We start from the raw sequence: 26,167 nt of genomic DNA, 5'->3' as shown, positions 1-26,167 counted from the left end.
TTCCGTCCCCAGCCGAACGAACGAAGGGTTCCGCCGCCATGACCGCCACCGTCCCCACCGGAAGCCCGGGCATATCCGACGGCCGTGCCGAGCTCGCGCCCGGCACGGCCCCCGCCGACCCCCGCTTCGTCAACGACGACCTGCTCCCCGTCCCCCTCGCCGAGCGCCGCTGGACCACCTACAACTTCGCCGCCCTCTGGGTCGGCATGGCCCACAACATCCCCTCCTGGCTGCTCGCCTCCGGTCTCGTCGCCCTCGGCATGGACTGGAAACAGGCCGTCCTCACCATCGCCCTCGCCAACGTCATCGTGCTGCTCCCGATGCTGCTCACCGGCCACGCCGGGCCGAAGTACGGCATCCCGTTCCCGGTCCTCGCCCGCGCCTCCTTCGGCCTGCGCGGCGCCAACCTGCCCGCGATGGTCCGCGCCGGGGTCGCCTGTGCCTGGTTCGGCATCCAGACCTGGATCGGCGGCCAGGGGATCTTCGTGCTGCTCGGCAAGATCTTCGGCGGGTGGGCCGAGGCGAGCAGGATCGCCGGACAGCCGTGGACTCTCTGGCTCTGCTTCGGGCTCTTCTGGGCGCTCGAACTCGCCATCATCTACCGGGGGATGGAGGCGCTGCGCCGCTTCGAGAACTGGGCGGCTCCCTTCGTCATCGTCGGAGCGCTCGTCCTCCTCGGCTGGATCACCTTCAAGGCGGGCGGCCTCGGACCGCTCCTCGACCAGCCTTCCGAACTGGGCTGGGGCGCCGACTTCTGGCCCGTGTTCTTCCCCGCCCTCATGGGCATGATCGCCTTCTGGGCCACCCTCAGCCTCAACATCCCCGACTTCACCCGCTTCGGCGCCGGCCAGCGCGCCCAGGTGTGGGGGCAGACCCTCGGCCTGCCCACGACCATGACCCTGTTCGCGCTCCTCTCGGTACTCGTCACCTCGGGCTCGCAGGCCGTGTACGGCGCACCCGTCTGGGACCCGGTGGCGCTCGCGGCCAAGACCGACAACGTCTTCGGGCTGCTCTTCGCCCTGGTGACCGTCCTGATCGCGACCGTGTCCGTGAACATCGCCGCGAACGTCGTCTCCCCGGCGTACGACCTCGCCCACCTCGCCCCACGGCTGGTGAACTTCCGCACGGGCGCGCTGATCACCGGCGTCGTCGGCGTACTCGTCATGCCGTGGAAGCTCACCGCCACCCCCGAGCTGTACATCTTCACCTGGCTCGGCCTCGTCGGCGGACTGCTCGGCACCGTGGCGGGCATCCTGATCGCGGACTACTGGCTGGTGCGGCGCACCGTCCTCGACCTCGGCGCGCTCTACCGGGTGGACGGCCCCTACTGGTACCGGGGCGGCTGGAACCCGGCGGCCGTCCTCGCCTTCGTGGTCGGCGGTGTCCTCGCCGTCGGCGGCTCGCACTCGGCCCCCGGCACGGGCCCGTTCCCCGAGCACGGCCTGATCCCCTTCCTCGAGCCCCTGGCCGACTACGGCTGGGCCGTCGGACTCGCCGCCTCCCTGCTGCTGTACACCGCGCTCATGAAGGGACGGCGGGCTTTCCCGTCCACCGCCCCGCCGCGCTGAGGAGCGCGTCCGGTGGCCGGACCGCTCCCGGCGGGGGAGGAGCCCCGCCCGTCCTCGCGAGCCCGGCAACGGCGTTCCCGAGGAGCTCGCCGCACCGGCCGCCCGGCGGCCGGCCCCGGGACGCCGGGAAACACGCCGATCCGACTCGTGCGGATGACGGACCAATCCGCCGTGCGGGTGCCACCGAATGACGCCATGTGACCAGCTTCCGCACCACCCTCCGCCGAGCGTCCCTCGGCGCGTCGGCCGGCCTGCCGGCCGGCCTCACCGCGCTGGCGGTGGCCGAGCTGGCCGCCGCCCTGGTACGGCCCGCGACCGGTCCGGTCACCGTGGTCGGCGGTGCCGTCATCGACCGCACCCCGGCGGCCGTGAAGGACTTCGCGATCCGTACCTTCGGCGAGGACGACAAGACCGTCCTGCGCCTCGGCATCATCGCCCTCCTCGCGCTGTTCGCGATCGGCCTGGGTGTCCTGGCGCTCCGTCACCGGCGGCTGGGCGCGGCGGGGGTCCTGCTCTTCGGGGCCGTCGGTGCGTCCGCCGCCCTGAGCAGGCCCGACTCGGCGGGAGTCGGAGACGTCCTGCCGTCCCTCGTGGGCGCGTTGGCGGGCGCGGCGGTGCTGTACGTGCTGGCGGGCAGGGCGCCATCCGCCGGGACGGCCGCCGGTCCCGAGGGCACGGGCTCCGCCTGGAGCCGAAGGGGTTTCCTCGCCGCGGCAGCCGTCACCGCCGCGGCCGCCACCGGTGCCGGGGCACTGGGCCGCACGCTGTCGGCGCGGCGGGGCCGGGGCGCGATCGCCTCCCGGGACGATCTGGTACTCCCCGCTCCGGCCTCGCCCGCTCCCGCGGTGCCCGCCGGAGCACGGCTCAAGGTCCCGGCGATCAGCGCGTTCACCACGCCCAACCGGGACTTCTACCGCGTCGACACCGCACTGGTCGTGCCCAAGGTCGACGCCGGGACCTGGCGGCTGCGCATCCACGGAAAGGGCGTGACCCGCGCCCGTACCTTCACCCTGGACGAGTTGCTGGCCCGACCGCTCATCGAGCGCGACATCACACTGACGTGCGTGTCGAACGAGGTGGGCGGGCCGTACGTCGGCAACGCGCGATGGCTCGGCGTGTCCCTGGCCGGACTGCTCGCCGAGTGCGGTGTGAGACCCCCGGCCGAGGGCGGCAAGGCCGACCAGCTGGTGGCACGCTCCGTCGACGGCATGACGCTCGGTTCCCCGGTCGCCGACGTCATGGACGGTCGGGACGCGATGCTCGCCGTCGGCATGAACGGCGAACCCCTGCCCTTCGACCACGGCTTCCCGGTCCGCATGCTCGTCCCCGGTCTCTTCGGCTACGTGTCGGCGTGCAAGTGGATCGAGGACATCGAACTCACCACGTTCGACGCCTACGACCCCTACTGGGTCAAGCGGGGGTGGGCACGCCGGGCCCCGATCAAGACCCAGTCCCGCGTCGACACGCCGAAACCCTTCGCCCGCCCCGCGGCCGGCCCGGTCACCGTGGCCGGAGTCGCCTGGGCTCAGCGCCGGGGCATCACCCGCGTGCAGGTCCGTGTCGACGACGGTCCCTGGCAGGACGCCGACCTCGCGGCCCAGGACGGTGTCGACACCTGGCGACAGTGGTCCTACCGGTGGCAGGCGACCCCCGGCGGGCACACCCTCACCGTCCGTGCCACCGACGGCAGCGGCGCGGTCCAGACCGAGCAGCGCGCCCGCACCATCCCCGACGGGGCCGACGGGTGGCACAGCGTGTTCGTCACCGTCACCTAGAGGCTCTCAGAGCCTGTCGGGTGGCCTCCGGCGGGGCGGTCACGCCCTGGCACGCGCGCTGCCGGCGTTGCCGGTCCGGGCGAAACAGGCCGGGCCCCCCCGAGGAGGACGGCCCGGCCGTTCGCCCGCGCGCCGTCAGCGGACCGAGCGGAGGAAGCCGCGGGTCCGCTCGTGACCCGGGTTGTCCAACAGCTGGTCCGGCGGAGCCGATTCCAGGATCCGGCCCTGGTCGAACATCAGGATCCGGTCCGAGACGTCCCGGGCGAAGCCCATCTCGTGCGTCACGCAGAGCATGGTGATGTCGGTGCTCCGGGCCACGTCCCTGAGGACGTCGAGCACCTCCGCGACCAGCTCGGGGTCGAGTGCGGAGGTGACCTCGTCGAGGAGGAGGATCTCGGGCCGCATGGCGAGCGCGCGGGCGATCGCCACCCGCTGCTGCTGTCCGCCGGAGAGGCGGGTCGGGTGGGCGTCGTGCTTGTCGCCGAGGCCGACCATGCCCAGCAGTTCCCGCCCCCGCTCCGCCGCCTCGTCCCGGGACAGCCCGAGGACGTGCACGGGCGCCTCGACGATGTTCTCCAGGACGCTCATGTGCGGGAACAGGTTGAACTGCTGGAAGACCATGCCGATCCGGCGCCGCCGCGGAGCGAGGTGGCGTTCGTTCGCGGGGGCGAGCGCCCCCTTCGGTCCGGTCGGCATGTGCGAGAAGGGCCGGCCGTCCACGTGGATCACGCCGTCGGTGACCTTCTCCAGCGTCATCAGGAGCCGCAGGATGGTGGTCTTTCCCGAGCCGCTCGGGCCGATCAGCGTCACGTGCTCGCCCCGCTCGACCGTCAGGTCGAGGCCGTCGAGCACCGTCGTGTCGCCGAAGCGCTTGGTGACCCTGTCGAAATGGATCATGCCGGGTGCCGTGGGCGGCTCGCTGTCGAGCGGGGCGTCAGTGGGCAAGGCGTGCCTCCAGGCGTCGTACGAGCAGGGATGTCGGCCAGCTCGCGAGCAGGAAGACGGCGGCGGCCAGGGTGAAGCTCTCCAGGTAGGCGAAGTGGGTGCTGCCGTAGGTGTTCGCCTCGTGGACCATCTCGTGCACCGTGATCACCGAGAGCAGGGGGGTCTCCTTGAACATGGAGACGGCGTAGTTGCCGAGCGGCGGGAGGACGTTGCGCACCGCCTGCGGCAGGACGACCGCGCGCCACACCCGCCGACGCGGCAGGGAGAGTGCCGTGCACGCCTCCCACTGCCCCTTCGGCACGGCGTCGATGCCCGCCCGGTACACCTCGCAGAGGTAGGTGGCGTAGTGGACGCCCAGCACCAGGACACCGAGCGTCAACGCGTTCAGGCCGGGGAGGAGCACCCACGCCGCGAACAGCTGCACCAGGAGCGGGGTCGAGCGGATGAATCCGGCCGCCGCCCGGACCGGCAGGGTCAACCAGCGGGTGTCCGCGCGCAGCACCAGCGCGATCACCAGCCCCAGGACGGCGGCGACGACGAAGCCGAGGACGGTGGCGAGCAGGGTGATCCGGAAGCCGTCGAGTACGACGGGCAGCGCGGCCCAAGCCGCTTCGCTGTCCCACATCACGCGTCACCTGCCTGTCCGAGTCGCTTCTTGGCCGCCCTCTCAGCGCTGTTCATCACGGCGCTCAGGGCGGCGGCCAGCCCGAAGTAGAGCAGCAGGAGCAGCAGATAGGCGGCGGCCGTGTTGCCGGTCGCCGACCGCAGCTGGTCGATCTCGAAGGTGAGGTCGGCGACGGTGATCAGTGACAGCAGTGGTGTCGCCTTGAGGAGCTGGATGAGCAGGTTCTTGAACGGGGGGATCATCAGGACGTTCGCCTGAGGCAGGATGATCCGCCGCAGGCGCAGACCCGGGCTCATGCCCAGAGCGACCGCCGCCTCGCTCTGGGCACGGGGCACCGCGTTGACCGCGCCGCGGACCACCTCGGCACCGTAGGCGCCGTAGTTGAGCCCGAGCGCGAGTACGGCGCAGGCCAGCGGCTCCAGCCGGAATCCGAGCATCGGCAGCGCGAAGAACAGCCAGAACAACTGCACGTACAACGACGTTCCGCGGAAGAACTCCACGACGACGCGAACCCCGCCCCGAACGGCCCACCGCGAGGACCGAGACGCCAGGCCGAGCGCATAGGCGAGGGCCAGTGCCAGGGCGGCTCCCAGCACGGTGGCCTCAAGGGTCACCAGCAGGCCCTCGCCCAGGCGTGGCGTGGCTCCCACGAGTTCGGGGAGGAAGTCAGCCATGACGGACGTCCCTCACGCCGTGCCGCACAGATCCGCCGTCCGCAGGGTCTTCGGCGGGACCTCGCGTTCGGTGAAGCCGTAGCGTCCGATCAGCTCGACGTAGTGCTCGGGCTTGCCGGTGATCTTCGCGAGTTCGCCGTTGAAGGCGTCGCGCAGGGCCGTCGCCCCGGGTCTGAACACGGCTCCACCGGGGCTGAACTGCTGCACGCCGTCGATCTCCGGGACGAAGGGGTCGAGGACCTCGACCGCGGCGCCCTTGTTGGTCCGGGCGAGCCACCTCAGGGAGATGCCGGTCAGCGCGAAGCAGTCGATCCGGCCGGCCAGCAGGGCGTCGAGCCCGTCCTGCTGCTTGGCCAGGGTCTTCACGGCCCCTTCGGGGACGCCGGCCGCCTTCGCGTACGAGGTCTCGACCGCGGCGGTCAGCACCCCGACGGAGGCTCCCGCGGACGCGACGGACTTCAGGTCGCTGAGGCCCTTGGGGTTTCCCTGGCGGACCATCAGCGCAGTCGGGGAGACGAACTCGGGCTCGGAGAAGATCACCTTCGCGCAGCGCTCGGGGGTGATCGCCATGCCCGCGCTCACGACGTCGAAGCGCCCGGCCAGGAGACCAGGGATCAGGGCGCCGAACTCGGTGAGGGTCGGCCGGAGTTCGGGGACCCCGAGCGCCTTGAAGATCTCGCGGTGGAGCGTCGGGGCCTCGCCGGCGAGCGCGTCGCCGTCCCGGAAGCCGTACGGAGCCTCGCCGGCGAACCCGACCCGGACGAAGCCCTGTTCACGGAGCTTCTCCAGGGTGTCGCCGTCGGCCGACGCCCCGGAACCCACGTCGGTCCGGGAACAGGCGGCGAGCAGGGGAGTGGCGAGCGCCAGTGTGCCGAGGGCCGCCGTACCGGTGAGGAATCCCCGGCGGGAGAAGTGCTCGGGCGGAGTCATGTCCTGCCTTTCTGCTGGTGCTGCGGGCTGCGCGGGGCGAGAGCTCATCCGAGGGGCGTGAAGTCCCGCGAGGCGATGAAGGGAGGACGCCGGACGGGGGCCGCGAAGGGGAGTTCGGGCTCGTTCTCCACGCTGTTGAAGACGAGGAAGACGTTGCTGCGGGGATACGGGGTGATGTTGTCGCCCGAGCCGTGCAGCGCGTTGCAGTCGAACCAGGTCGCCGAGCCGGCCGCGCCGGTGAAGTGCCGGATTCCGCAGGCGTCGGCGAAGGTCGTCAGGGCCTCCTTCGAGGGCGTCCCGGCGTCCTGCATCTGCAGGGACTTCTTGTAGTTGTCCTCCGGAGTGGCGCCGGCGCAGCCCAGGAACGTCCGGTGCGAACCCGGCATGATCATGAGGCTGCCGTTGGTGGTGTAGTTCGGCGTGAGCGCGATCGACACCGAGACCGTGCGCATCTGCGGCAGGCCGTCCTCGGCGTGCCAGGTCTCGAAGTCGGAGTGCCAGTAGAAGCCGCTGGCGCCGAAGCCGGGCTTCACGTTGATCCGCGACTGGTGGATGTACACGTCGGAACCGAGGATCTGGCGGGCGCGGCCGACGACGCGGGGGTCGGCCGCGAGCCGGGCGAAGACCTCGCTGATGCGGTGGATCTCGAAGACCGAACGGATCTCCTGGGAACGCGGCTCGACGATGGACCGTTCGTCCTCGCGCATGGCCGGGTCGGTGACGAGCCGGTCCAGCTCCGTCCGCAGCTCCACGACCTCGTCCGCGGTGACGAGTTCGTCGACGGTCACGAAGCCGTCGCGCTCGTACTCCTCGAGCTCACGGGCCCAGAACGGGCCGGGAGTGCCGGGCTCCGACCACACCACGGGGTCCTTGCGGCCGACCAGCACCTCCTCGGGGCCGCGCGTGGGGTACAGGTCGACGGGGCGGGTAGGGGCGGTCATGGTGGTGTCTGCCTCTCGTGTTGCGTGCTTGCGTCGTGCTCGGTGGCGGCGTGCCGTGGGCCGGGGCCCTCGTGTCAGGCGTCGCCGGGCTCGGTGAGGAGCGGGTAGACGCCGTTCTCGTCGTGGTCCTCGCGGCCCGTGACGGGTGGGTTGAAGACGCACAGACAGCGGAAGTCCTGCTTGACCCTGAGGGTGTGGCGCTCGTGCCCGTCGAGCAGGTACATCGTTCCCGGCGTGATCGTGTAGGTGCTGCCGGTCTCGTGGTCGGTGAGCTCGGCCTCACCGGCGGTGCAGACGACGGCCTCGACGTGGTTCGCGTACCACATGGAGGTCTCGGTGCCCGCGTAGAGCACCGTCTCGTGGAGGGAGAACCCGACCCGCTCGCGGGCCAGGATGATGCGCTTGCTCTCCCAGGTGCCCGAGCCGGCCTTCACATGCCGCTCGGTGTTCTCCAGCTCGTCGAAGGAACGGACGATCATGGGTGGTGCCTTTCGGGTACGTCGACGGTGGTCAGGCGGTGTGGCGGACGGAACGGGCCAGGATGCCGAGGCCCTCGTCGAGCTCGTCGTCCGTCGCGGTGAGCGGCGGGAGGAGCTTGACGACCTCGCCGTGCGCGCCCGACGTCTCCAGCAGCAGGCCGAGTTCGAACGCGCGACGGCACACGGCGTCGGCGCGGTCGCCGTCGGCGAACTCCAGACCCCACACGAGGCCGCGTCCGCGGACGGCCAGACCGGTCGAGCCGTCCCCGGTGCACAGGTCGAGCAGGGCGTGCTCCAGGCGGTCGGCCCGGGCGAGGGTGCGGTCGCGCAGGGCGCCGTCGCGCCAGTAGGCGTCGAGGGCGGCGGTGGCGGTGACGAAGGCGGGGTTGTTGCCGCGGAAGGTCCCGTTGTGCTCGCCGGGCTGCCACTGGTCCAGCTCGGCGCGGAACAGGCAGAGGGCCATCGGCAGGCCGTAGCCGCTGATGGACTTCGACAGGGTGACGATGTCGGGCGTGATGCCCGCTTCCTCGAAGGAGAAGAAGTCGCCGGTGCGTCCGCAGCCCATCTGGACGTCGTCCACGATCAGGAGCATGTCGTGACGGCGGCAGAGGTCCGCGAGCTTGCGCAGCCACTCGGCGCGCGCGACGTTGATGCCGCCTTCGCCCTGGACCGTCTCGACGATCACGGCCGCCGGGTGGTCGAGACCGGAGCTGGGGTCCTCCAGAAGCCGCTCGAACCAGAGGAAGTCAGGGGTCTGGCCGCCGAGGTACTGGTCGAAGGGCATCTGGGTGGCGTGGGACAGCGGCACGCCCGCACCACCGCGCTTGGCGGCGTTGCCGGTCACGGCGAGTGAGCCGAGCGACATGCCGTGGAAGGCGTTGGTGAAGGAGACGATCTGCTGGCGCCCGGTGACCTTGCGGGCGAGTTTCAGGGCCGCCTCGACCGCGTTGGTGCCCGTCGGGCCCGGGAACATCACCTTGTAGGGCAGGGCGCGGGGCTCGAGGATCGTCGAGCGGAACGTCTCGAGGAAGTCGCGCTTGGCGGCCGTCGACATGTCGAGGCCGTGGGTGATGCCGTCGTTGGCCAGGTAGTCGAGGAGTGCCCGCTTGAGGACCGGGTTGTTGTGTCCGTAGTTCAGGGAGCCCGCTCCGGCGAAGAAGTCGAGGAAGGGCCGCCCGTGCTCGTCGTACAGCCGGCTGCCGCTGGCGCGCTCGAACACGACGGGCCAGGCACGGCAGTAGCTGCGGACCTCCGATTCGACGGTCTCGAAGACGGTCGGGACAGTCTCGGTGAGGGTCACGGTGTTCTTCTCCTGGGGGTTTTCGCTGGTGCGGGTGCGGGTGCGGGTGCGGGTGCGGGTGCGGGCGTGCGGGTGTCGAGGGCCCGTCCGGGGGAGCCGGGGGCGCTTCGTTGGGCGCACGGTCAGATCGACAGAGGGCCGATGCGGTAGAGCACCTCGGGCTCGTGTCCGTCGCCGGGCACGTCGGGGAAGGCCGCGGCCGGGAAGAGGACCTTTCGGGTGAGCTCGGCGCCGTGCCGGGCCGCGTAGGAGCGGAAGAGGCGTTCCGAGGGCACGTTGTCCGGGGTCACGGTGGTCTCGATCCGGCTCAGCCCGTACGTGTTCGCGACCTGGGCCGAAAGGGCGTCGAGGAGCTCCCCGGCGATGCCCTGCCCCCGCAGCGATCCGTCGACGGCGACCTGCCAGACGAACAGCGTGCCGGGCTCCTCGGGACGCAGGTATCCGGTCACGAAGCCCACCGGCCGCCCGGAATCGTCCCTGGCGACGACGGAGGTGTCGTTGAAGTCGCGGCACCACAGCAGATAGCTGTAGGGCGAGTTGACGTCCAGGACCTCGGAGTCCCGCGCGAGTCTCCACAGCTCGCTGCCGTCCTCCACCGTGGGCCGGTCGACGCTCATTCCTCTCGGCAGGCGGGGGGCGTGCCCCCGAAGGTTTTCCCGTTCCGCGTGAACAGTGCTCATGGGCGCCGAAGCTACCCACCGATGCGAAGAACTACCTTGCGCCGAGGGGTGACGAGAGGGGGGTCCATGTGATAGGTGCAGATCGCGCTCCGCGGCGACGGTGGAGCGCAAGTGGACTCCGGTCCGGGCGGCGAAGGCGCCTATAACCGGACAAAACCTCTGCTTGTAACGACGCTGTAACGCCTTTGCAGTGAGTCATATTTGACACGTGAATGTTATTGCATTGTCGACCCTTGTCAGGTTTGAGGAGAGGCTGTGCGGAAATATAGGGGGAGCCTCGACTCGGGGGAGGCGCGCGGTCGCCGCGCGGGTCCCACCCGAGGAGGGTGCCCGCCGGGCCCCGTCGGCTGTCACCGCCCCGTGCCCGCCTTTGCCTCTTCCCTTCTCGATGGCATAGCCTCGCGTGACCGATCATCGCGGTGAAGGGGACCATCGCCCGGGTGGCGACGCGTGTGCTTCCGTACCCCTCCGCTTCCGAGCGGTCGCTATCCGTTAGCTCACCGTATGAAGAAGGCGGTCGTCGATGTCCGGCACCCAGGACGAGGCTCTCACCCCGCGGGGGACCGAGTCCTCCGACTACACCAAGCGCCTCGCCCGCCTGGAGAGCTCCGGCATCAAGCGACTGCTGCCGACCCAGGCGCCGTACCGGTGGAACCTCAAGCGACTGGGACTCGGCCGAGTGCTGGACGTGGGCTGCGGCATCGGCCGCAACCTGCTGAACTGCGGCCCCGACAGTGTGGGGGTCGACCACAACGCGACCTCCGTGCGGACCTGCCGGGAGCGTGGTCTGACCGCCTACACCTCCGAGGAGCTCTTCGAGGCGCCGGACTGCGGCCCCGGCTCCTTCGACAGCCTGCTGTGCGCGCACGTCCTGGAGCACATGGACGAGGAGCTCGGCGATTCGGTCCTGGAACAGTACCTTCCGCTGGTGAAGCCGGGCGGCTCCGTGGTCCTGATCTGCCCGCAGGAGGCCGGCTACAAGACCGACGCCACACACGTCCGCTTCGTCGACTTCGACGGGCTGCGCGTCCACGCGGAGAAGGCCGGACTGGCCGTCGACCGCACCTACTCCTTCCCCTTCCCGCGCAACGTCGGCAAGGTCTTCCCCTACAACGAGTTCATCCTCGTCGGCAAGGTACCGGCCGCCCGGCGCTGAAGCCTCCCGCACCGGGCGCCCGCGCCGGACGCCACCCCCGCGCGGCCGGGGTGAGCGCCGGGGCCGGGCGCCCGCGCCGTTCCCCGGTGCGGGGCGCCGCCCGCCCGCCGACGCTTCGGTCTTCCGCGCGCCATGCCGCCGCGCCCCGCCGGAAGACGCCGCCCCTCCCACGCCCGCACACCCTTCCCCGCTCGCGCTGACAGCGAGGTTACGCTCCAGTAGGGTTCGCGGCACACTCAGGGGAGGGGGCTGCCGTGACCGCAGTCGCGGACACCGGACTGGCCGGACACGTACGGCATCTGGCCGAGGGGAGCGCCGACTCCGTCACGCTCGTCCGGGCCGCACTCGACCGGATCGAGGCCACCGGGACCACCCTCAACGCCTTTCGCTGCACCCGCCCCGAGGCGGCGCTGGCCGAGGCCGCCGATGCGGACCGACGGCTCGCGGCGGGAGAACGGCTGCCCCTGCTCGGGGTGCCGCTCGCCGTCAAGGACGACACCGACGTCGCCGGCCTGCCGACCCGCTTCGGCTGCGCCGGGGACCACCCCGACGCCGAGCGGGACGGTGAGGCGGTGCGCAGACTGCGGGCCGCCGGTGCCGTGATCGTCGGCAAGACGAACTCCTGTGAACTGGGTCAGTGGCCCTTCACCGAGGGCCCCGCCTTCGGAGCCACCCGCAACCCGTGGAACACCGGGCACACCCCCGGCGGCTCCTCCGGTGGCTCCGCCGCGGCCGTCGCCGCCGGACTCGTGCCCGCCGCCCTCGGCTCCGACGGCGCCGGGTCCATCCGCATCCCGGCCGCCTGGACCCACCTCGTCGGCATCAAGCCACAGCGCGGCCGGGTCTCCGTCCACCCCTACGACGACTGCTTCCAGGGCCTGACCGTCAACGGGCCCCTCGCCCGCACGGTCGAAGACGCGGCGCTGCTCCTCGACGCCGTCGCCGGGCCCCACCCCGGCGACCGCTTCCAGCCCTCCGCCGTCGACGCCTCGGCCGCCGCCCGCCGGGACCCCGGACGGCTGCGGATCGCGCTCGCCTGGCGTTCCCCCTTCACCGCCACGTACAACCCGCTCGACCCGGGGGTCAGACGGGCCGTCACCGAGCTGGCCGAGGCCCTGGCACGGCTCGGCCACACGGTGGAGGAAGCGCGGCCCCGCTACGGACTCATCGGGCTCAGTTTCCTGCCGCGCGCCACCGCCGGGATCGCCGAGTACGCCGACCGCCACCCCGAACCCGCCCTGCTCGATCCCCGCACCCGCGGCGCCACCCGCACGGGGCACCGGCTCGGCGGCCGGATCCTGCGCGCGGCCCGGGCCCGGGAAGCCCGCCAGCACCGCAGGATCGGCGCGTTCTTCGACACGTACGACGTCCTGCTGGCACCGACGACGGCCACGCCACCGCCCCGGATCGGCACCTTCGACGGGATGCCCGCCTGGCGCACCGACCTGACGATGGCGGCGGCCTGCCCCTACGCCTGGCCGTGGAACGTGCTCGGCTGGCCCGGGGTGAACGTGCCCGCCGGATTCCTGCCCGACGGGCTCCCGGCCGGAGCCCAACTGCTCGGGCCCGCGGGCAGCGAGCCCCTGCTGATCTCGCTGGCGGCCCAACTGGAGGACGACCGCCGCTGGTTCGAGCACCGTCCCCCGCGACCCGCCTGATGCTTCCCCGTCCGTCACGGACGCACCACCGGAACGTCAGTCGGGCGTGCTTAGCTGGACACATGATCGAAGACTTCCTTGACCACGTTCTGGCCGGCGGCACCACCGAGGTGGAGGGAGCGGTCCGCGAGGCCGCCGCCGCCGAGATCACGCCGCGCTTCCGGCAGCTCGCCGCGCACGAGATCGTCGAGAAGAACGGGCCGCACGACCTGGTGACGGTCGCCGACCGGGCCGCCGAGGCGCACCTGACCGCGTCCCTCACCGCGCTGCTCCCGGGCTCCGTGGTGGTCGGCGAGGAAGCCGTGCACGCCGACGCCGGCGTGTACGCCGCACTCAAGGGCGAGGCCCCGGTCTGGATCGTCGATCCGGTGGACGGCACGCGGCAGTTCGTGCGCGGCGAGGACGGATTCTGCACCCTGGTCGCCCTCGCGCTCCGCGGCGAGGTCCTCGCCTCCTGGACGTTCGCACCCGTCAGGGGCGAGATGGCGGTCGCCGTCCGCGGACGTGGCGCCACGCTCGACGGCCGCCCCATACGGGCGGGATCGCCGGAGCCCGGCGCGGCCTTGCGGGTCGCCACCTCGCACCCCGACTACACCGATGCCGACCAGAAGGCGGCGCTGCTCGGGCTGCGCGTGCCGGGCGTCCGCCCGCGGCCCTGCGGCTCGGCCGGCCTCGAGTACCTCGACGTGGCGCGCGGGGCACTCGACGCCACCGCGTTCAGCTGGGAGTACGCCTGGGACCACGCGGCCGGGCTGCTCCTGGTGACGGAGGCCGGCGGGGCGCACAGCACGGTCGCGGGCGAACCGTTCCGCGTCACCGGCGGCAACGCGCTACCGTTCACCGCCGCCCGGGACACGGCCACCGCCACCCGGATCCGGACACTCCTGCGGGGCCGGTGAGGGCCCGCGGGCGGCGGGAATATCCTGGGAGCCCTGGCCACCGGCAGACGAAGGAGTCCTGAGGTGACGTCGATGCTCGATGCCGTCGTCGTGGGGGCGGGACCCAACGGGCTCACCGCCGCCGTGGAGTTGGCCCGCCGAGGCTTCTCCGTAGCCGTGTTCGAGGCGAAGGGCACGGTCGGCGGCGGTGCCAGGACCGAGGAGCTGACCCTCCCCGGTTTCCGGCACGACCCCTGTTCCGCCGTGCACCCTCTGGGCGTCGGATCACCGGTCTTCAGGACCATGCCACTGGCACGCTACGGACTCGAGTGGCTGCACCCCGATCTGCCCATGGCCCACCCCCGGGACGACGGAACGGCCGCCGTGCTCGCCCGCTCCGTCGCCGAGACCGCCGCCTCCCTCGGACCGCGCGACGCCGGCACGTACCGCCGGCTGGTCGCCCCGTACCTCGGCAAGTGGGACACCCTCGTCCGGGATTTCATGTCGCTGCCGCGCACCGCGCTGCCCCGTGACCCCGTCACGCTCGCCCGATTCGGCGCGGTCGGCCTGCCGCCCTCGACCTGGCTGCTGCGGCGGTTCGAGGACGACCGGGCGCGCGCCCTGTTCGCCGGTCTGGTCGGTCATGTCATCGCCCCGCTCGGCAGCCTCGCCACCTCCGCGGTCGGCCTGGTGTTCGCGCTCGCCGCGCACGGGGGCGGCTGGCCGCTGCCGCGCGGGGGCTCCCAGTCCATCGCGGACGCCCTGACCGCGTACCTGCGGGACCTGGGCGGCGCGGTGCACACCGACTACGAGGTCAAGCGGCTCGACGACCTGCCGCCCGCGCGCGCCTACGTGTTCGACACCTCGCCCACCGCCCTCGCCCGGATCGCCGGCTTCGGCGGCCACTACGACGCCTACCGCTACGGAGCGAGCGTCTTCAAGATCGACTACGCCCTCGACGGCCCGGTCCCGTGGACGGCGGAGGAGCCGCGCCGGGCGGGTACCGTCCAGATCGGCCCCTCCGCCGGTGAGATCGCCACCGCGCTGCGCCAGGCGTCCTCCGGCACCGCACCGGACACCCCCTTCCTCATCACCGCCCAGCCCAGTCTCGTCGACGACTCCCGTGCGCCCGAGGGCAAGCACGTCTTCTGGGCGTACGGCCACGTCCCCCACGGCTGGGAGGGCGATCTCACCGACGCGGTGGAGCGCCAGCTCGAACGCTTCGCCCCCGGCTTCCGTGACCGGGTCCTCGCCCGCGCCACCGCCGGACCGCCGCAGCTCGCCGCCCGCAACGCCAACTACGTGGGTGGCGACATCGCCTGCGGCGCGGCCGGCGGACTCCAGTTGCTGCTGCGGCCCAGGCTGTCCCTCTCCCCGTACCGCACGCCGCACCCCGCGGTCTTCCTCTGCTCCTCGGCGACCCCGCCTGGACCCGGTGTGCACGGCATGTGCGGCCACAACGCGGCCAAGGAGGTCTGGCGCCGACTGCGCGCGAGCCGTCCCTGAGCGACTGTCGGTCGAAGGCCACCCGACAGGCGCTGCGCCGTCGCCGCGATCCGGTGGCCCGCACCCCCGGCGCGGGGACCGGTCGCGGAGGCGCGCCGAAACCCGGACGCGGGCCGCGGGCCGGGTGCGCGATGATGGGCCCATGAAGCACGCGGTGAGCATCACGCTCGTCCAGGGGGACATCACCGACCAGCGGGTCGACGCGCTCGTCAACGCGGCGAACTCCTCGCTGCTCGGCGGCGGCGGGGTCGACGGAGCCATCCACCGCAAGGGCGGCCCCGCCGTGCTCGAGGACTGCCGCCGCCTGCGCGCCGGACACTACGGAGGCGGTCTGCCGGCCGGCCGGGCGGTCGCCACCACGGCGGGGCGGCTGGACGCCCGCTGGGTCATCCACACCGTCGGTCCGGTCTGGTCCCGCGACGAGGACCGCTCCGCCCTGCTCGCCTCCTGCTACCGCGAGTCGCTGGGTGTCGCCGACGGGCTCGGGGCACGGACGGTGGCGTTCCCGGCGATCTCGACCGGTGTCTACGGCTGGCCGATGGACGACGGCGCCCGGATCGCCGTGGAGACCGCGCGGGCGACGGAGACCGCGGTCGAGGAGATCCGCTTCGTGCTCTTCGACGAGAGCGCCTACACGGCGTTCGCCAGGCGGCTGGACTGACCTGGAAGCGCGGGCCGGACCGCCCCCGTCGCGCGCAGGCCGGCGGCCCTCTCACAGGACCGCGAAGAACATGACAGGGCGGGAGAGGACGGCCCGGCGGCGGGCCCCGCGGCGGAGCCCGTCCGGCCAGCCGAACGGCCCCGCACACAGCGCCCCGTCGAAATGCCTCGGATAGGGTGATTGCGTAGGAAAGGCACCCCCCGGGGTTAGGTCGATGCGTGGACAGTGATCAGTCGACGAGCGAGACGCCGGCGCGTCGGGAGACCGCCGTCGGGTACGCGGGTGTGCTGCGCGAACTGCTGCCGATCGCCCTGTGGCGGGAGGACGCCGACGGTCGCGTCGTCGAATGGTCGCTCGCCGCGCAGGACCTCCTCGGCCACCGGCCCGAGGACCTCATCGGCCGCCCCGCCGCACCCGCCCTCGTCCCCGACGCCAACCAGGGGCTCGCCGATCAGCTGACCCGCCGTGTGCACTCCGGTGAATCGGTCGTCGGCACCCTGCCCGTGCGGCACCGGGACGGCCACCAGGTGACGATGGAGATGTGGATCGTCCCCGAGACCGACCCGCAGGGGCGGCCGGGCGCCATGCTCATCGCCGTGGAGACCTCCGCGGTCCTGCGCATGCGCGACTCGCTCGCGGCACTCCAGAGCCTGTTCACCCAGTCCCCGATAGGTCTGGCCACCCTCGGCCCCGACCTCCGCTTCCTGCGGGTCAACGACGCCCTCGCCCGGATGAACGGCGTCTCCGCCGTCGAGCACCTGGGCAAGCGACTCACCGAGGTCGTGCCCGGTGTCAACGCCGCCGCCCTGGAGGCCACGATGCGGCAGGTCCTGGTCCGCGGCGAGGCCGTCGTCGACGTACGCCGCACCGGCCGGACCCCGGCCGATCCCGCACACGACCGGACCTGGTCCTGTTCGTACGCCCCGCTGCTCGACGGTTCCGGCCGTCGGCTGGGCCTGATCGCCTCCCTCATCGACATCACCGAGGGGCAGCGGGCACAGACCGAGGTCGAACGCGCCCGCCACCGCTTCGCCCTGCTCGCAGAGGCCGGCACCCGCATCGGAACCACCCTGGACCTCCGGCAGACCGCCGAGGAGGTGGTCCAGGTGCTGGTGCCCCGGCTCGCCGACTCCGCGGACGTGCAGATGCTGGAAGCGGTCCTGGAGCCCGACGAGGCCGCCGCCTCCACCCGCGGCGTACTGCGTCGGCTCGCCGCCGCGTTCCCCGACCCGACGGCCCCCACGGCGCACCTCGTGGCCGGGCAGACGTTCCAGATCCCGCTCGGGACCGTGTACGAACGCGTCGTCGCCGACGGCCGGCCCATGAACCTCTACCATTCCGACCTGGACACGCTGTTTCCCGACCCGCGCACCGCGGACCTGCGGGACTACCTGGCCGAGCGCATCGGCTCGACCCGTCTGGTCCCGATGGTCGCGCGCGGCAAGGTGCTCGGCACCGTCACGGTGACCCGCGTCAAGGAGCGTGAGCCCTTCGACGAGCAGGACCATGTCCTCATCGACGACCTCGTGGCCCGCGCGGCGCTCAGCATGGACAACGCCCGGATGTACACCGGTCAGCGCGAAGCCGCCCTGACCCTCCAGCGCAGTCTGACCAACAGCGACCTGCCCCGCGTCGGGGGCCTGGAGCTCACCGGCCGCTACCTCCCCGCCAGCCATCACGACGTCGGCGGCGACTGGTTCGACGTCATCGCCCTGCCCGAAGGCCGGACAGGGCTCGTCATCGGCGACGTCATGGGCCACGGCATCCACGCCGCGGCCGTCATGGGCCAGCTCCGCACCGCGGTCCGCACCCTCGCCCGTGAGGGCGTGCCACCCGCCCAGCTCCTCCGCTCGCTGGACGCCGTCGTCTGCGAGCTGGGCGAGGACGAGATGGCGACCTGCGTGTACGCCGTCCACGACCCGGACTCAGGCGGTGTCGTGATAGCCCGCGCCGGCCACCCGCCGCCCGCTGTCGCCACGGCCGACGGCGCGATCAGCTTCCTGGAGGGCTCGCTCGGTACGCCGCTCGGGACCGGCGGCCGCGAGTTCCGCACGCAGGAGGTCCTGCTGCCGCCCGGCTCACTGCTGGTGCTGTACACCGACGGCCTGATCGAGGCCCGGGACCGGGACCTCGACCAGGGCATGTACCAGCTGGCCCGGGCGTTGTCCGACCTCGACCGGCCCCTCACCCTGCTCTGCGAAGGCATCCTCGACGCGCTGCTGCCCGGCGAGCCGCAGGACGACGTGGCGGTCCTGCTCGCCCGGACCTCGCCCGGCTGACGGCGGCGCGGCGGCACCGACGTCCCGCCGGCTCCGCCTGCCCGACCGCCGCTTCCGGTCCGCCGTCCCTCACCAGGCCAGGTCCTCCAGCGCGTCCAGGTCGGGCACCGGTGCGACCGCCGGCGCGCCTCCGCCGACCAGCGGAAGCTCGGCCCAGATGACCTTGCCCCGGTCGGTGTACCGGGTGCCCCAGCGCTTGGCGAACTGGGCGACCAGGAAGAGACCGCGTCCGCCCTCGTCGGTGGTGGCGGCGTAGCGAAGGTGCGGCGAGGTGCTGCTGCCGTCGGAGATCTCGCAGATGAGGCTCCGGTCGCGGAGCAGCCGGACCTTGATCGGCTCGGCTCCGTACCGGATGGCGTTGGTGATCAGCTCGCTGAGGATGAGCTCGGCGGTGAACGCGCTCTCGCCCAGACCCCAGGCGGCGAGCTGGGCGGCGCCCTCGTTGCGCACCCGGGAGACGGCCGCCGGATCGGAGGGCACCTCCCACTCCGCGATCCGCTCGGGAGGCAGCCGGCGGGTGTCGGCCACGAGCAGGGCGATGTCGTCGTCCGGTGCCGGGGCGAGCAGGGCGGTCAGGATGTCCGCGCAGGCGTCGTCGGCGCTCCGGCCGCTGCGGGCCAGCGCCGCGCGCAGCAGATCGAGCCCGGTGTCGAAGTCCCGGTCCCGCCCCTCCAGGAGCCCGTCGGTGAACAGGACCAGCCGGCTGCCCTCCGGCAGCCGCAGCGAGGTGGACTCGAAGGGCATTCCGCCCACCCCCAGCGGCAGGCCCACCGGCAGCTCGGGGAACTCCACCCGGCCGTCCGGATGCACCAGGGCAGGCCCCGGGTGACCCGCGCCCGCCATCGTGCAGTGCCCGCTCACCGGGTCGTACACCACGTACAGGCAGGTGGCGCCGGTGATCCGCTCACGGCGGTCGTTCCCTTCGCCGACGTCCCCGCTCTCCTCCTCACCCTCACCGTCGCCGGTGTCGGGTCGGTCGATCCGGTCGATCAGCTCGTCGAGATGCCCGAGGAGCTCGTCAGGCGGCAGGTCCAGCGTGGAGAAGTTGAGCACCGCCGTCCGCAGCCGGCCCATGGTCGCCGCCGCGTGCAGCCCGTGCCCCACGACATCACCCACCACCAGGGCCACCCGCGCGCCCGGCAGCGGGATGACGTCGAACCAGTCCCCGCCTACCCCGGCCTTGGCGGGGAGGTAGCGGTAGGCCGTCTCGACGGCGGACAGTTCGGGCAGCACCCGGGGCAGCAGGCTGCGCTGGAGCGTCACCGCCATCGCGTGTTCGCGGGTGAACCGGCGGGCGTTGTCGATGGAGACCGCCGCCCGCGTGGTCAGTTCCTCCGCGAAGGACAGGTCCTCCTCGCCATAGGGCTCCGGTGTCTCCGCGCGCCAGAAGTTGGCCAGCCCGAGCACGACACCCCGGGCCATCAGGGGAGCCGCCACGAGCGAGTGCAGACCGTAGGCGAGGGCCACCGCGGCGCCCTCCGGGTCCTGGGCCCGCCAGCCCTCCGCGGACTGGAGATCCTCCACCAGCACCGCGTGCGCGGAGTCCAGCGCCACGGCCATCGGCGTGGTCGGCACGACACACCGGATCAGGTCACCCACCGGCTGGAGCGGCGGCCGCTCACCGATGCCGTACAGCGCCGCGCGCCGCATCTCGGTGGAGGCGCCCGTCGGCTCCTCACCCCGAAGGACCGGTTCCAGGAGTTCCACGGTGACGTAGTCGGCGAACCGCGGCACCGCGACCTCCGACAGCTCCTCGGCGGTGCGTGCCACGTCCAGCGTGGTGCCGATCCGCCCGCTCGCGTCGTAGAGGAGCTGGAGCCTGCCCCGCGCCACCTCGGCCCGGCCGGAGAGCGAGGCGAGCTCGGTGGAGTCCCGCAGCGTCATCACGGTCCCGGTCGGCCGCCCCTTGTAGGGGGCGGTGGGGCGTACGTTGACGGCGAGGAGGCGCTCGCCCGCGAGGTGCACCTCGTCCGTCACGCTGCGGCCCGAGGCGAGGAGCGAGGCGGTGCGGGGGTCCAGGCCCAGCTCGGTGACGTGCCGCTGCTCCGCTTCGGGTGCCAGGTCGAGCAGCCGCCGGGCCTCGTCGTTGGCGAGCAGCAGTCTGCGGTCGGCGTCGATGATCAGCACGCCCTCGCGGACGGCGTGCAGGACCGCCTCGTGGTGCTCGTTGATCCGGGTCATCTCCAGCGGTCCCAGTCCGTTGGTCTGGCGGCGCAGCCGCCGGGTCACCAGCGCGGCGCCGCCCATGGCCAGGACCAGGGCGCCCGCCGCGGTACCGATGAGCAGCGGCAACTGTCCCTCGACGGCGTTGGAGACGTTCGCCACCTCGATCCCGGTGCCGACCAGCCCGACGATGTCGCCGTCGTCGGTCCGGATGGGGACGATGGCCCGGACCGCGCTGGTCGGCTCGCCGGTGAAGACCTCGGTGAAGGACTCGCCGCCCCGCGCGCGGGCGATGTCACCGGTGGCGCGCTGCCCGATGAGATCCGGCCGGGAGTCGGTGTAGCGGATGCCGTCGGGGGTCATCACCGCGATGAAGTCGAGGCCGGCCGCCTTGCGAGCCGCCTCGGTGCGCGGCTGGAGCAGGGCGGAGGGGTCGGGCGCCCGCAGGGCGTCCAGCAGCCCCGGGGCGTGCGCGAACGCCTCGGCCGCCGCGAGGGACCGGTTCCGCGCGTCCACCTCGGTGTCGGACCGGGCCTGCAGGATCAGCGCGATCGTCCCCACGGCGACGAGCAGGCACACGATGACCGCCTGGAGGGCGAACACCTGACCGGCGACACTGCGCAACCCCATCCCCCTGGTGCGGCCAAGCCTTCCGGTCATGGGGCTCTTCTCGTCGCTGGGGCAGTGATCACGGACGCTGCTCTCACCCGTCCCCTTCCCCGGAATTCCGTATGCGTCTCGGAACCCGTCCTTCCATGCTGCGCCTGCCAGGGCAGGAAATCGAGACGGGAGTGCACGGGGCCCGGCGACGTGGGGCGGGCACCGGTCCGGCGAGGAGAAGGAGCACGGGCGGCCCGGGTCCCCCGGCCCGATCGACGTCGATGTCGTTTTCTCGCCAGCCCGACGGCCGCCGCGTCCCCGATGCTGGTACCCATGCACACCGACACCGAGGCATGCGTCCGGGCCGTGAAGTCGAGGGACGCCCGCTTCGACGGCGTCTTCTTCACGGCCGTCCGGACCACCCGGATCTACTGCCGGCCCAGCTGCCCCGTGGTTCCGCCCAAGACCGAGAACATGGTGTTCCACCCCAGTGCCGCGTCCTGTCAGCGGGCGGGATTCCGGGCCTGCAAACGGTGCCGTCCCGACACCAGCCCCGGCTCGCCCGCATGGAATGTCCGCGCCGACCTCGTGGCCCGCGCCATGCGTCTCATCCGGGACGGCGTCGTCGACCGCGAGGGCATCCCCGGGCTCGCGACCCGGCTCGGCTACTCCACCCGCCAGATCGAGCGCCAGCTCCTGGCCGAGCTCGGCGCCGGTCCGCTCGCCCTGGCCCGTGCCCAGCGCGCCCAGGCCGCACGGGTGCTCATCGAGACCACCCCGCTGCCCATGGCCGAGATCGCCTTCGCCGCCGGCTTCTCCTCGATCCGCAGCTTCAACGACACCGTCCGCCAGGTCTTCGCCCTGCCCCCCGGCGAACTGCGCGCCCGCGCCACCCCGTCCCGGGACCCGAACCCGCCAGGCGTGATCGTGCTGGGGCTGCCGTTCCGGGCGCCCCTCGCCCCGTCCAACCTCTTCGGCCACCTCGCCGCGACCGCCGTACCCGGTGTGGAGGAGTGGCGGGACGGCGCCTACCGCAGGACGCTCCGCCTCCCGCACGGCCACGGCATCGTGGCCCTCAGCCCGCGCCCCGACCACATCGCCTGCCGACTGTTCCTCACCGACTCGCGCGACCTGACCATCGCCATCAGCCGCTGCCGCTGGCTGCTCGACCTCGACGCCGACCCGGTGGCCGTCGACGGCCACCTGCGTACGGACCCGCTGCTCGCCCCGCTGGTCGACGCCTCTCCCGGGCGCCGGGTGCCGCGCACCGTCGACGCCGCCGAATTCGCCGTGCGCGCCGTACTCGGCCAGCAGGTCTCCACCGCCGCCGCCCGGACCCACGCGGCCCGGCTGGTCACCGCACACGGAGACCCGGTCAGGGACCCCGAGGGAGGACTCACCCACCTCTTCCCCGCTCCCGAGGCACTCGCGGAACTCGACCCGGAGTCGCTCGCCCTGCCCCGCAGCCGACGGACCACCCTGCTCACGCTGCTCGGGGCACTCGCCGACGGTTCGCTGCGCCTCGGCTTCGACAGCGACCGGGACGAAGCCCGCGCACGGCTCCTCGCCCTGCCCGGATTCGGTCCCTGGACCACCGAGGTCATCGCGATGCGGGCGCTCGGCGACCCGGACGCCTTCCTCCCCGGCGACCTCGGCATCCGCCGCGCCGCACAGGGTCTCGGCCTCCCGTCCACTCCGGCCGCCCTCACCTCCCGCGCCGCACTCTGGCGGCCCTGGCGCGCCTACGCCGTCCAGTACCTCTGGGCCACCGAACCCCACCCGGTCAACCACCTCCCCGACTGAGGAAGCGCCCCGCCATGCCTGTCGTCCAGCACACCGTCGTGGACAGCCCCTACGACCCGCTCACCCTGGTCGCCGTCGACGGCGTCCTCAGCCGCGTCCACATGACGGGTCAGCGTCACCGCCCGCCCGAGGACACCTTCGGCGTGCCCGACTCCCGCCCGTTCGACGAGGTGATCCGCCAGCTCGACGGGTACTTCGCCGGAGAGCGGAAGGAGTTCGACCTCCCCCTGCGTCTCGTCGGCACCGACTTCCAGCTGCGCGTGTGGGAGCTGCTGCGGTGTATCCCGTACGGCGAGACCCGTACCTACGGAGAGCTGGCCGAGGAGCTCGGCAACCCCGGCGCCGCACGCGCGGTCGGCCTGGCCAACGGCCGGAACCCGGTCGGCATCATCGTCCCCTGTCACCGTGTCGTCGGCGCGGGTGGCGGACTCACCGGCTACGGCGGCGGACTGGACCGCAAACGGCGCCTGCTCGCCTTCGAGGCGGGGGCCGACGACCCGGCCGCGCTGTTCTGAGCGCGGTGCGCCCCGCCCGGCCGGTGTCAGCCGTACCGGGCGAGGACCTCCGGCAGCGAGGTACCGATAGGCTCACGGACGATCTCCTCGGCGAGCGCGTCGTACGGGGTCGGCTCGGCGTTGATGATGATCAGCCGGGCCCCGTGCTCGGCGGCGACGCCCGCCAGCGACGCCGCCGGCTGGACCTGGAGGCTCGTGCCGACGGCGAGGAAGACCTCGGTGGACTTGGCGATCGACAGCGCCTGGCCCAGCACCACCGGGTCGAGCCGTTGGCCGAACATCACGGTGGCCGACTTGAGGACGCCGCCGCAGGACAGGCACCTCGGATCGTCCTCGCCGGCCCGCACGCGGTCCAGGGCCGCGCTCATCGAGGAGCGGACCCGGCAGCCGGTGCACACCACCGAGCGGGCCGAGCCGTGGAGTTCCAGGACCTTGCGCTCTGACACCCCGGCGAGCTGGTGCAGCCCGTCGACGTTCTGCGTGATCACACGGACCGGGTTCCCGCTCCGCTCGAAGGAGGCGATCGCCCGGTGCGCGGCGTTCGGCTCGGCACGCAGCACCGGCCCGTCGAGGCGGACCCGCCACGCGCGCCGCCGGATCTCCGGATCCGCCATGTAGTGCGCGTACGTGGCGAGCTTCTCGGCCTCGGGATCCCGCGTCCACACCCCGTCGGGCCCACGGTAGTCCGGGATGCCGGAGTCCGTGGAGATACCCGCTCCGCTGAGAATCGCGACCATGGTCATACCGCGAGCCTAGCCTCGCCGTTTCAGTTGCGGCTGCTGGGTAGCCGGGCAGAGTCGTTGGGTGCGGTGCTGGTCGGTGGGCATGGTGGGATCCCGGCGCGGTGGTCGGGTTCTCCGGGGTTCCTCGGGTCGTGGGCGGTCGGGGGCATGCCGATCAGCCGGCTGGGCGGGGCAGGGCCGCGAGTCGGTGGAAGGCGGCGGCGAGTTCGTGTCGCCATGGCCAGGTGGCGGAGATCCGCAGGTGGAGGCGTCGGCCGCCACGGGTGAGGTGGGCGGCGGGGTGCAGGAGCCGGTAGCGGAGCTTCTTCGGCTCGGCGGTTGCCAGTTCGCCGCCCAGCAGCAGGACGCGGGTCCAGGCGAGGAGGTCGATCGCCGTGAGGCTGAGTTCGAGCCAGACGGCGTTGATGGCGAAGTGGCGGGAGGGGAAGCGGCCGAAGCCGGTGGTCTTGCCGCACCGGATGTGGTCCTCGACGGTGGCATGTCCGCGGTGACGGACCTCCAGGAACTGGGCGGAACCGCCTCCGGAGTACGGGGTGTCGGTGAGGAACACCTGGTGCCGCAAGCCCTCGTCCTGGTCGGACAGGGACAGCTGTGCTCCGGGGTGCGGTCGCTCGCGGAGGACGATGACGCGGGTGCCGTCCGGGTAGCCGGTCAGGTCGACCAGGTCGGTCAGCTCGGCGACCTCGGCGCCATCACGCAGGGTCCCGTTCTGGTCCAGGGCGGGATGCCAGAGGCGGTCGGGCATGGCCCGGACAGCGCGGCGGAGGGGCTCGGTGATGGCGTATCCGACGGAGAAGAAGGTACGGATTCCTCGTTTCCGCACGTCTCGGACGTAGGCGAGGAAGGCTTTCGCGGATCCCGCACTGTCGGTGCGGACGAGGATGTCGGTGCCGTGCCGGTGGGCGACGGGGATCTGTGCGAGAGCGTCGTCCAGCACCGCGTTGTGATCGGCGGTCGTGTTGGCTCCGGCGTTGCCGGGTCGCAGGCGCCCGGACAACCCCTCGCCGGTATTGGCCAGGAAGCACATCAGCGGGTGGAAGCCGAAGCCACCCTTGTAGGTCGGGGCAGCTTGATCTTTCTGCGAGTGGCAGGTGATCAGCGTGGCGTCGAGATCCAGGACCAGACCGGGCAGTGCACGTCCCCCGGCCCGGGCCGCGGGAATGCCCTCGCCCCGCTCGGCGGCCTGCAGCCAGGCCACCTCCCGCGCTTGGGCGCGAGGTGATCGCAGCCGGTCCAGTACCCGTCCGTCGATGGCGGCCAGCAGCCGCCGGTCCGTCAGCAGTAGATTGCGATCTTGCTGGTCGGGGCTGGTCCCGGGAACGGGTGCGGCCTCCGGTGATCATCGGTGTGTGAAGACAGAGTGTCAGACGGTGGCCGCGGGCCACAGCGTAGATCCTGCCTGGTGGCAGGAAGCGTACGAGGCTCTGATGGGCCGTATCGCGGGACAGTTTGTCCGGGTGGAACCCCGCCGCCGGGCACGGGCGTTTGTGCTCGGGTTGCTGTCGGGTCTACCGCGCAAGGACTGCTGGACGCTCGCCGAGCATGCCGGGGACGCGGCCCCCATGGTCTGCGGCACCTGCTGTCGAGGGCCATGTGAGACGCCGACGCGGTACGTGATGACATCCGAGGTTTCGTTGCCGAGCACCTGCGTCACGAGGACGCGTTCCTGCTCGTGGGCGAGACCGGCGACCTGAAGAAGGGCACGCACACAGCGGGTGTGCAGCGCCCGTACACCGGTACCGCCGGACGGATCGAGAACAGCCAGGTCGCCGTCTACCTCGCCTACTCCATCCGCTCGGACACGCGGCCATCGACCGGAAGCTGTAGGTTCCGTGCTCCTGGGCCGAGGACCCGGCCCGCTGCCGGGCCGCAGGCATACCCGGCAGCGTTGCCTTCGCCACGAACCCGCACTCGCCACCCGCATGATCGGCCGCGCCCTGGACGCCGGCGTTGCCGCATCCTGGGTGGCGGGCGATGATGCCTACCGAAGTCTCCCGTGATCTCGGACACTCGTTCGTTATGCCGCGAGGGCGTGCTGATGTCGCTGCCTGGTCTTGGCCGGGGTGAGGAAACCGAAGAGCTTCTGCTTGCGCAGGCGGCGGCGGTTGTAGAAGGCCCCGATGAAGTTGAAGACCTCGGCGCGGGCGGTGGCCCGGTCGGGCCAGGTGCGGGTGCCGATCTCTTCTTTGAGCAGGGTCCAGGAACCCTCCGCGGCGGCGTTGTCGAAGCATGATCCAGTGCGTCCGCAGCTCTGCCGCAGCGCGTTCCCTATTCATTGGCGAAACCGG

Annotated in this window: 21 protein-coding genes and 2 pseudogenes; 12 read left to right on the top strand and 11 right to left on the bottom strand. The window is 72.3% G+C overall.

Annotated features, from left to right (window positions below):
- The first annotated feature begins 38 nt into the window (after nucleotides 1-38).
- Both OG393_RS05025 and OG393_RS05020 read left to right on the top strand, forming a co-directional pair.
- On the top strand, nucleotides 39-1,568 hold the full coding sequence (locus tag OG393_RS05025; protein ID WP_327373368.1) for an NCS1 family nucleobase:cation symporter-1: 1,530 nt from the start codon (nucleotides 39-41) through the stop codon (nucleotides 1,566-1,568).
- Nucleotides 1,569-1,765: 197 nt separating this feature from the next.
- Complete coding sequence (locus OG393_RS05020; protein ID WP_327373367.1) at nucleotides 1,766-3,343, top strand: molybdopterin-dependent oxidoreductase; 1,578 nt, start codon at nucleotides 1,766-1,768, stop codon at nucleotides 3,341-3,343.
- Between the two features lie 135 nt (nucleotides 3,344-3,478).
- Here OG393_RS05020 and ehuA read toward each other — a convergent pair whose 3' ends face one another.
- From ehuA to ectA, 8 genes are all read right to left on the bottom strand, one after another.
- On the bottom strand, nucleotides 3,479-4,240 hold the full coding sequence (gene ehuA / locus OG393_RS05015; RefSeq protein WP_327378313.1) for an ectoine/hydroxyectoine ABC transporter ATP-binding protein EhuA: 762 nt from the start codon (nucleotides 4,238-4,240) through the stop codon (nucleotides 3,479-3,481).
- 37 nt (nucleotides 4,241-4,277) lie between these two features.
- A complete protein-coding gene (ehuD, locus tag OG393_RS05010; protein WP_327373366.1) occupies nucleotides 4,278-4,913 on the bottom strand; it encodes an ectoine/hydroxyectoine ABC transporter permease subunit EhuD in 636 nt (211 codons plus the stop codon).
- Nucleotides 4,913-5,587, bottom strand: a complete 675-nt coding sequence (ehuC, locus tag OG393_RS05005) for an ectoine/hydroxyectoine ABC transporter permease subunit EhuC (RefSeq protein ID WP_327373364.1) — start codon at nucleotides 5,585-5,587, stop codon at nucleotides 4,913-4,915. The genes ehuD and ehuC overlap by 1 nt, the downstream gene beginning before the upstream one ends.
- Nucleotides 5,588-5,599: 12 nt before the next feature.
- Nucleotides 5,600-6,517, bottom strand: a complete 918-nt coding sequence (ehuB, locus tag OG393_RS05000; RefSeq protein WP_327373363.1) for an ectoine/hydroxyectoine ABC transporter substrate-binding protein EhuB — start codon at nucleotides 6,515-6,517, stop codon at nucleotides 5,600-5,602.
- 44 nt (nucleotides 6,518-6,561) lie between these two features.
- Nucleotides 6,562-7,458 (bottom strand): ectoine hydroxylase, encoded by an 897-nt coding sequence (gene thpD / locus OG393_RS04995; RefSeq protein WP_327373361.1) that lies wholly within the window; start codon nucleotides 7,456-7,458, stop codon nucleotides 6,562-6,564.
- Nucleotides 7,459-7,532: 74 nt separating this feature from the next.
- Nucleotides 7,533-7,937, bottom strand: coding sequence for an ectoine synthase (locus OG393_RS04990; protein ID WP_327373360.1), 405 nt, complete (start codon nucleotides 7,935-7,937; stop codon nucleotides 7,533-7,535).
- 31 nt (nucleotides 7,938-7,968) lie between these two features.
- On the bottom strand, nucleotides 7,969-9,237 hold the full coding sequence (ectB, locus tag OG393_RS04985) for a diaminobutyrate--2-oxoglutarate transaminase (protein WP_327373359.1): 1,269 nt from the start codon (nucleotides 9,235-9,237) through the stop codon (nucleotides 7,969-7,971).
- Between the two features lie 122 nt (nucleotides 9,238-9,359).
- Nucleotides 9,360-9,854: a diaminobutyrate acetyltransferase gene (gene ectA / locus OG393_RS04980; protein WP_442817400.1), complete on the bottom strand. Its 495-nt coding sequence runs from the start codon at nucleotides 9,852-9,854 to the stop codon at nucleotides 9,360-9,362.
- A 586-nt stretch (nucleotides 9,855-10,440) separates the two neighbouring features.
- On the opposite strand from ectA, the gene OG393_RS04975 reads away from it, so the two are divergent.
- From OG393_RS04975 to OG393_RS04950, 6 genes are all read left to right on the top strand, one after another.
- Nucleotides 10,441-11,073: a class I SAM-dependent methyltransferase gene (locus tag OG393_RS04975; protein WP_327373356.1), complete on the top strand. Its 633-nt coding sequence runs from the start codon at nucleotides 10,441-10,443 to the stop codon at nucleotides 11,071-11,073.
- A 254-nt stretch (nucleotides 11,074-11,327) separates the two neighbouring features.
- Nucleotides 11,328-12,731 carry an amidase gene (locus OG393_RS04970; RefSeq protein WP_327373355.1) on the top strand — a complete coding sequence of 468 codons (1,404 nt, stop codon included), beginning with the start codon at nucleotides 11,328-11,330 and terminating at the stop codon, nucleotides 12,729-12,731.
- 62 nt (nucleotides 12,732-12,793) lie between these two features.
- The gene (locus OG393_RS04965; RefSeq protein ID WP_327373354.1) at nucleotides 12,794-13,630 is read left to right on the top strand and encodes an inositol monophosphatase family protein; all 837 of its coding nucleotides are present in this window, start codon (nucleotides 12,794-12,796) and stop codon (nucleotides 13,628-13,630) included.
- 63 nt (nucleotides 13,631-13,693) lie between these two features.
- Entirely contained in the window at nucleotides 13,694-15,115 is a 1,422-nt protein-coding gene (locus OG393_RS04960) for a phytoene desaturase family protein (RefSeq protein ID WP_327373353.1), read from the top strand.
- 142 nt (nucleotides 15,116-15,257) lie between these two features.
- Nucleotides 15,258-15,776 carry an O-acetyl-ADP-ribose deacetylase gene (locus OG393_RS04955; RefSeq protein WP_327373352.1) on the top strand — a complete coding sequence of 173 codons (519 nt, stop codon included), beginning with the start codon at nucleotides 15,258-15,260 and terminating at the stop codon, nucleotides 15,774-15,776.
- A 218-nt stretch (nucleotides 15,777-15,994) separates the two neighbouring features.
- Nucleotides 15,995-18,055, top strand: coding sequence for a SpoIIE family protein phosphatase (locus OG393_RS04950; RefSeq protein ID WP_327373351.1), 2,061 nt, complete (start codon nucleotides 15,995-15,997; stop codon nucleotides 18,053-18,055).
- 69 nt (nucleotides 18,056-18,124) lie between these two features.
- On the opposite strand, the gene OG393_RS04945 is transcribed toward OG393_RS04950, so the two are convergent.
- Complete coding sequence (locus OG393_RS04945; RefSeq protein ID WP_327373350.1) at nucleotides 18,125-20,878, bottom strand: SpoIIE family protein phosphatase; 2,754 nt, start codon at nucleotides 20,876-20,878, stop codon at nucleotides 18,125-18,127.
- A gap of 273 nt (nucleotides 20,879-21,151) precedes the next feature.
- Here OG393_RS04945 and OG393_RS04940 point away from each other — a divergent pair, with 273 nt between their 5' ends.
- Together OG393_RS04940 and OG393_RS04935 are read left to right on the top strand one after the other, a co-directional pair.
- Nucleotides 21,152-22,621, top strand: a complete 1,470-nt coding sequence (locus tag OG393_RS04940) for an AlkA N-terminal domain-containing protein (RefSeq protein ID WP_327373349.1) — start codon at nucleotides 21,152-21,154, stop codon at nucleotides 22,619-22,621.
- Between the two features lie 14 nt (nucleotides 22,622-22,635).
- Nucleotides 22,636-23,136 (top strand): methylated-DNA--[protein]-cysteine S-methyltransferase, encoded by a 501-nt coding sequence (locus OG393_RS04935; protein WP_327373347.1) that lies wholly within the window; start codon nucleotides 22,636-22,638, stop codon nucleotides 23,134-23,136.
- 26 nt (nucleotides 23,137-23,162) lie between these two features.
- Here OG393_RS04935 and OG393_RS04930 read toward each other — a convergent pair whose 3' ends face one another.
- Together OG393_RS04930 and OG393_RS04925 are read right to left on the bottom strand one after the other, a co-directional pair.
- Nucleotides 23,163-23,879 carry an SIR2 family NAD-dependent protein deacylase gene (locus tag OG393_RS04930; RefSeq protein ID WP_327373346.1) on the bottom strand — a complete coding sequence of 239 codons (717 nt, stop codon included), beginning with the start codon at nucleotides 23,877-23,879 and terminating at the stop codon, nucleotides 23,163-23,165.
- 154 nt (nucleotides 23,880-24,033) lie between these two features.
- Nucleotides 24,034-25,146: pseudogene (locus OG393_RS04925) on the bottom strand (IS1380 family transposase); the annotation flags it as partial.
- Nucleotides 25,147-25,306: 160 nt separating this feature from the next.
- Between OG393_RS04925 and OG393_RS04920 the strand changes: the two are divergent.
- A pseudogene (locus OG393_RS04920) lies at nucleotides 25,307-25,876 on the top strand (IS701 family transposase); the annotation flags it as partial.
- Nucleotides 25,876-26,112, top strand: a complete 237-nt coding sequence (locus OG393_RS04915; RefSeq protein WP_327373345.1) for a hypothetical protein — start codon at nucleotides 25,876-25,878, stop codon at nucleotides 26,110-26,112. The pseudogene OG393_RS04920 and the gene OG393_RS04915, both read left to right, overlap by 1 nt.
- The last annotated feature ends 55 nt before the right edge of the window (nucleotides 26,113-26,167 follow it).

Origin of the sequence: Streptomyces sp. NBC_01216, assembly GCF_035994945.1 — a bacterium.
Taxonomy (GTDB): Bacteria; Actinomycetota; Actinomycetes; order Streptomycetales; family Streptomycetaceae; genus Streptomyces.
Note: the sequence above shows the minus strand (reverse complement) of the source record. Positions and strands in the feature narration are given on the sequence as shown.

Bases quoted from the DNA above. Each gene is read 5' to 3' on its own strand.
- OG393_RS05025 (WP_327373368.1), top strand. From the start codon at position 39: ATGACCGCCACCGTCCCCACCGGAAGCCCGGGCATATCCGACGGCCGT.
- ehuA (WP_327378313.1), bottom strand. From the start codon at position 4,240: ATGATCCATTTCGACAGGGTCACCAAGCGCTTCGGCGACACGACGGTG.
- ehuD (WP_327373366.1), bottom strand. From the start codon at position 4,913: ATGTGGGACAGCGAAGCGGCTTGGGCCGCGCTGCCCGTCGTACTCGAC.
- ehuC (WP_327373364.1), bottom strand. From the start codon at position 5,587: ATGGCTGACTTCCTCCCCGAACTCGTGGGAGCCACGCCACGCCTGGGC.
- ehuB (WP_327373363.1), bottom strand. From the start codon at position 6,517: ATGACTCCGCCCGAGCACTTCTCCCGCCGGGGATTCCTCACCGGTACG.
- thpD (WP_327373361.1), bottom strand. From the start codon at position 7,458: ATGACCGCCCCTACCCGCCCCGTCGACCTGTACCCCACGCGCGGCCCC.
- OG393_RS04990 (WP_327373360.1), bottom strand. From the start codon at position 7,937: ATGATCGTCCGTTCCTTCGACGAGCTGGAGAACACCGAGCGGCATGTG.
- ectA (WP_442817400.1), bottom strand. From the start codon at position 9,854: ATGAGCGTCGACCGGCCCACGGTGGAGGACGGCAGCGAGCTGTGGAGA.
- OG393_RS04975 (WP_327373356.1), top strand. From the start codon at position 10,441: ATGTCCGGCACCCAGGACGAGGCTCTCACCCCGCGGGGGACCGAGTCC.
- OG393_RS04965 (WP_327373354.1), top strand. From the start codon at position 12,794: ATGATCGAAGACTTCCTTGACCACGTTCTGGCCGGCGGCACCACCGAG.
- OG393_RS04955 (WP_327373352.1), top strand. From the start codon at position 15,258: ATGAAGCACGCGGTGAGCATCACGCTCGTCCAGGGGGACATCACCGAC.
- OG393_RS04945 (WP_327373350.1), bottom strand. From the start codon at position 20,878: ATGACCGGAAGGCTTGGCCGCACCAGGGGGATGGGGTTGCGCAGTGTC.
- OG393_RS04940 (WP_327373349.1), top strand. From the start codon at position 21,152: ATGCACACCGACACCGAGGCATGCGTCCGGGCCGTGAAGTCGAGGGAC.
- OG393_RS04935 (WP_327373347.1), top strand. From the start codon at position 22,636: ATGCCTGTCGTCCAGCACACCGTCGTGGACAGCCCCTACGACCCGCTC.
- OG393_RS04930 (WP_327373346.1), bottom strand. From the start codon at position 23,879: ATGACCATGGTCGCGATTCTCAGCGGAGCGGGTATCTCCACGGACTCC.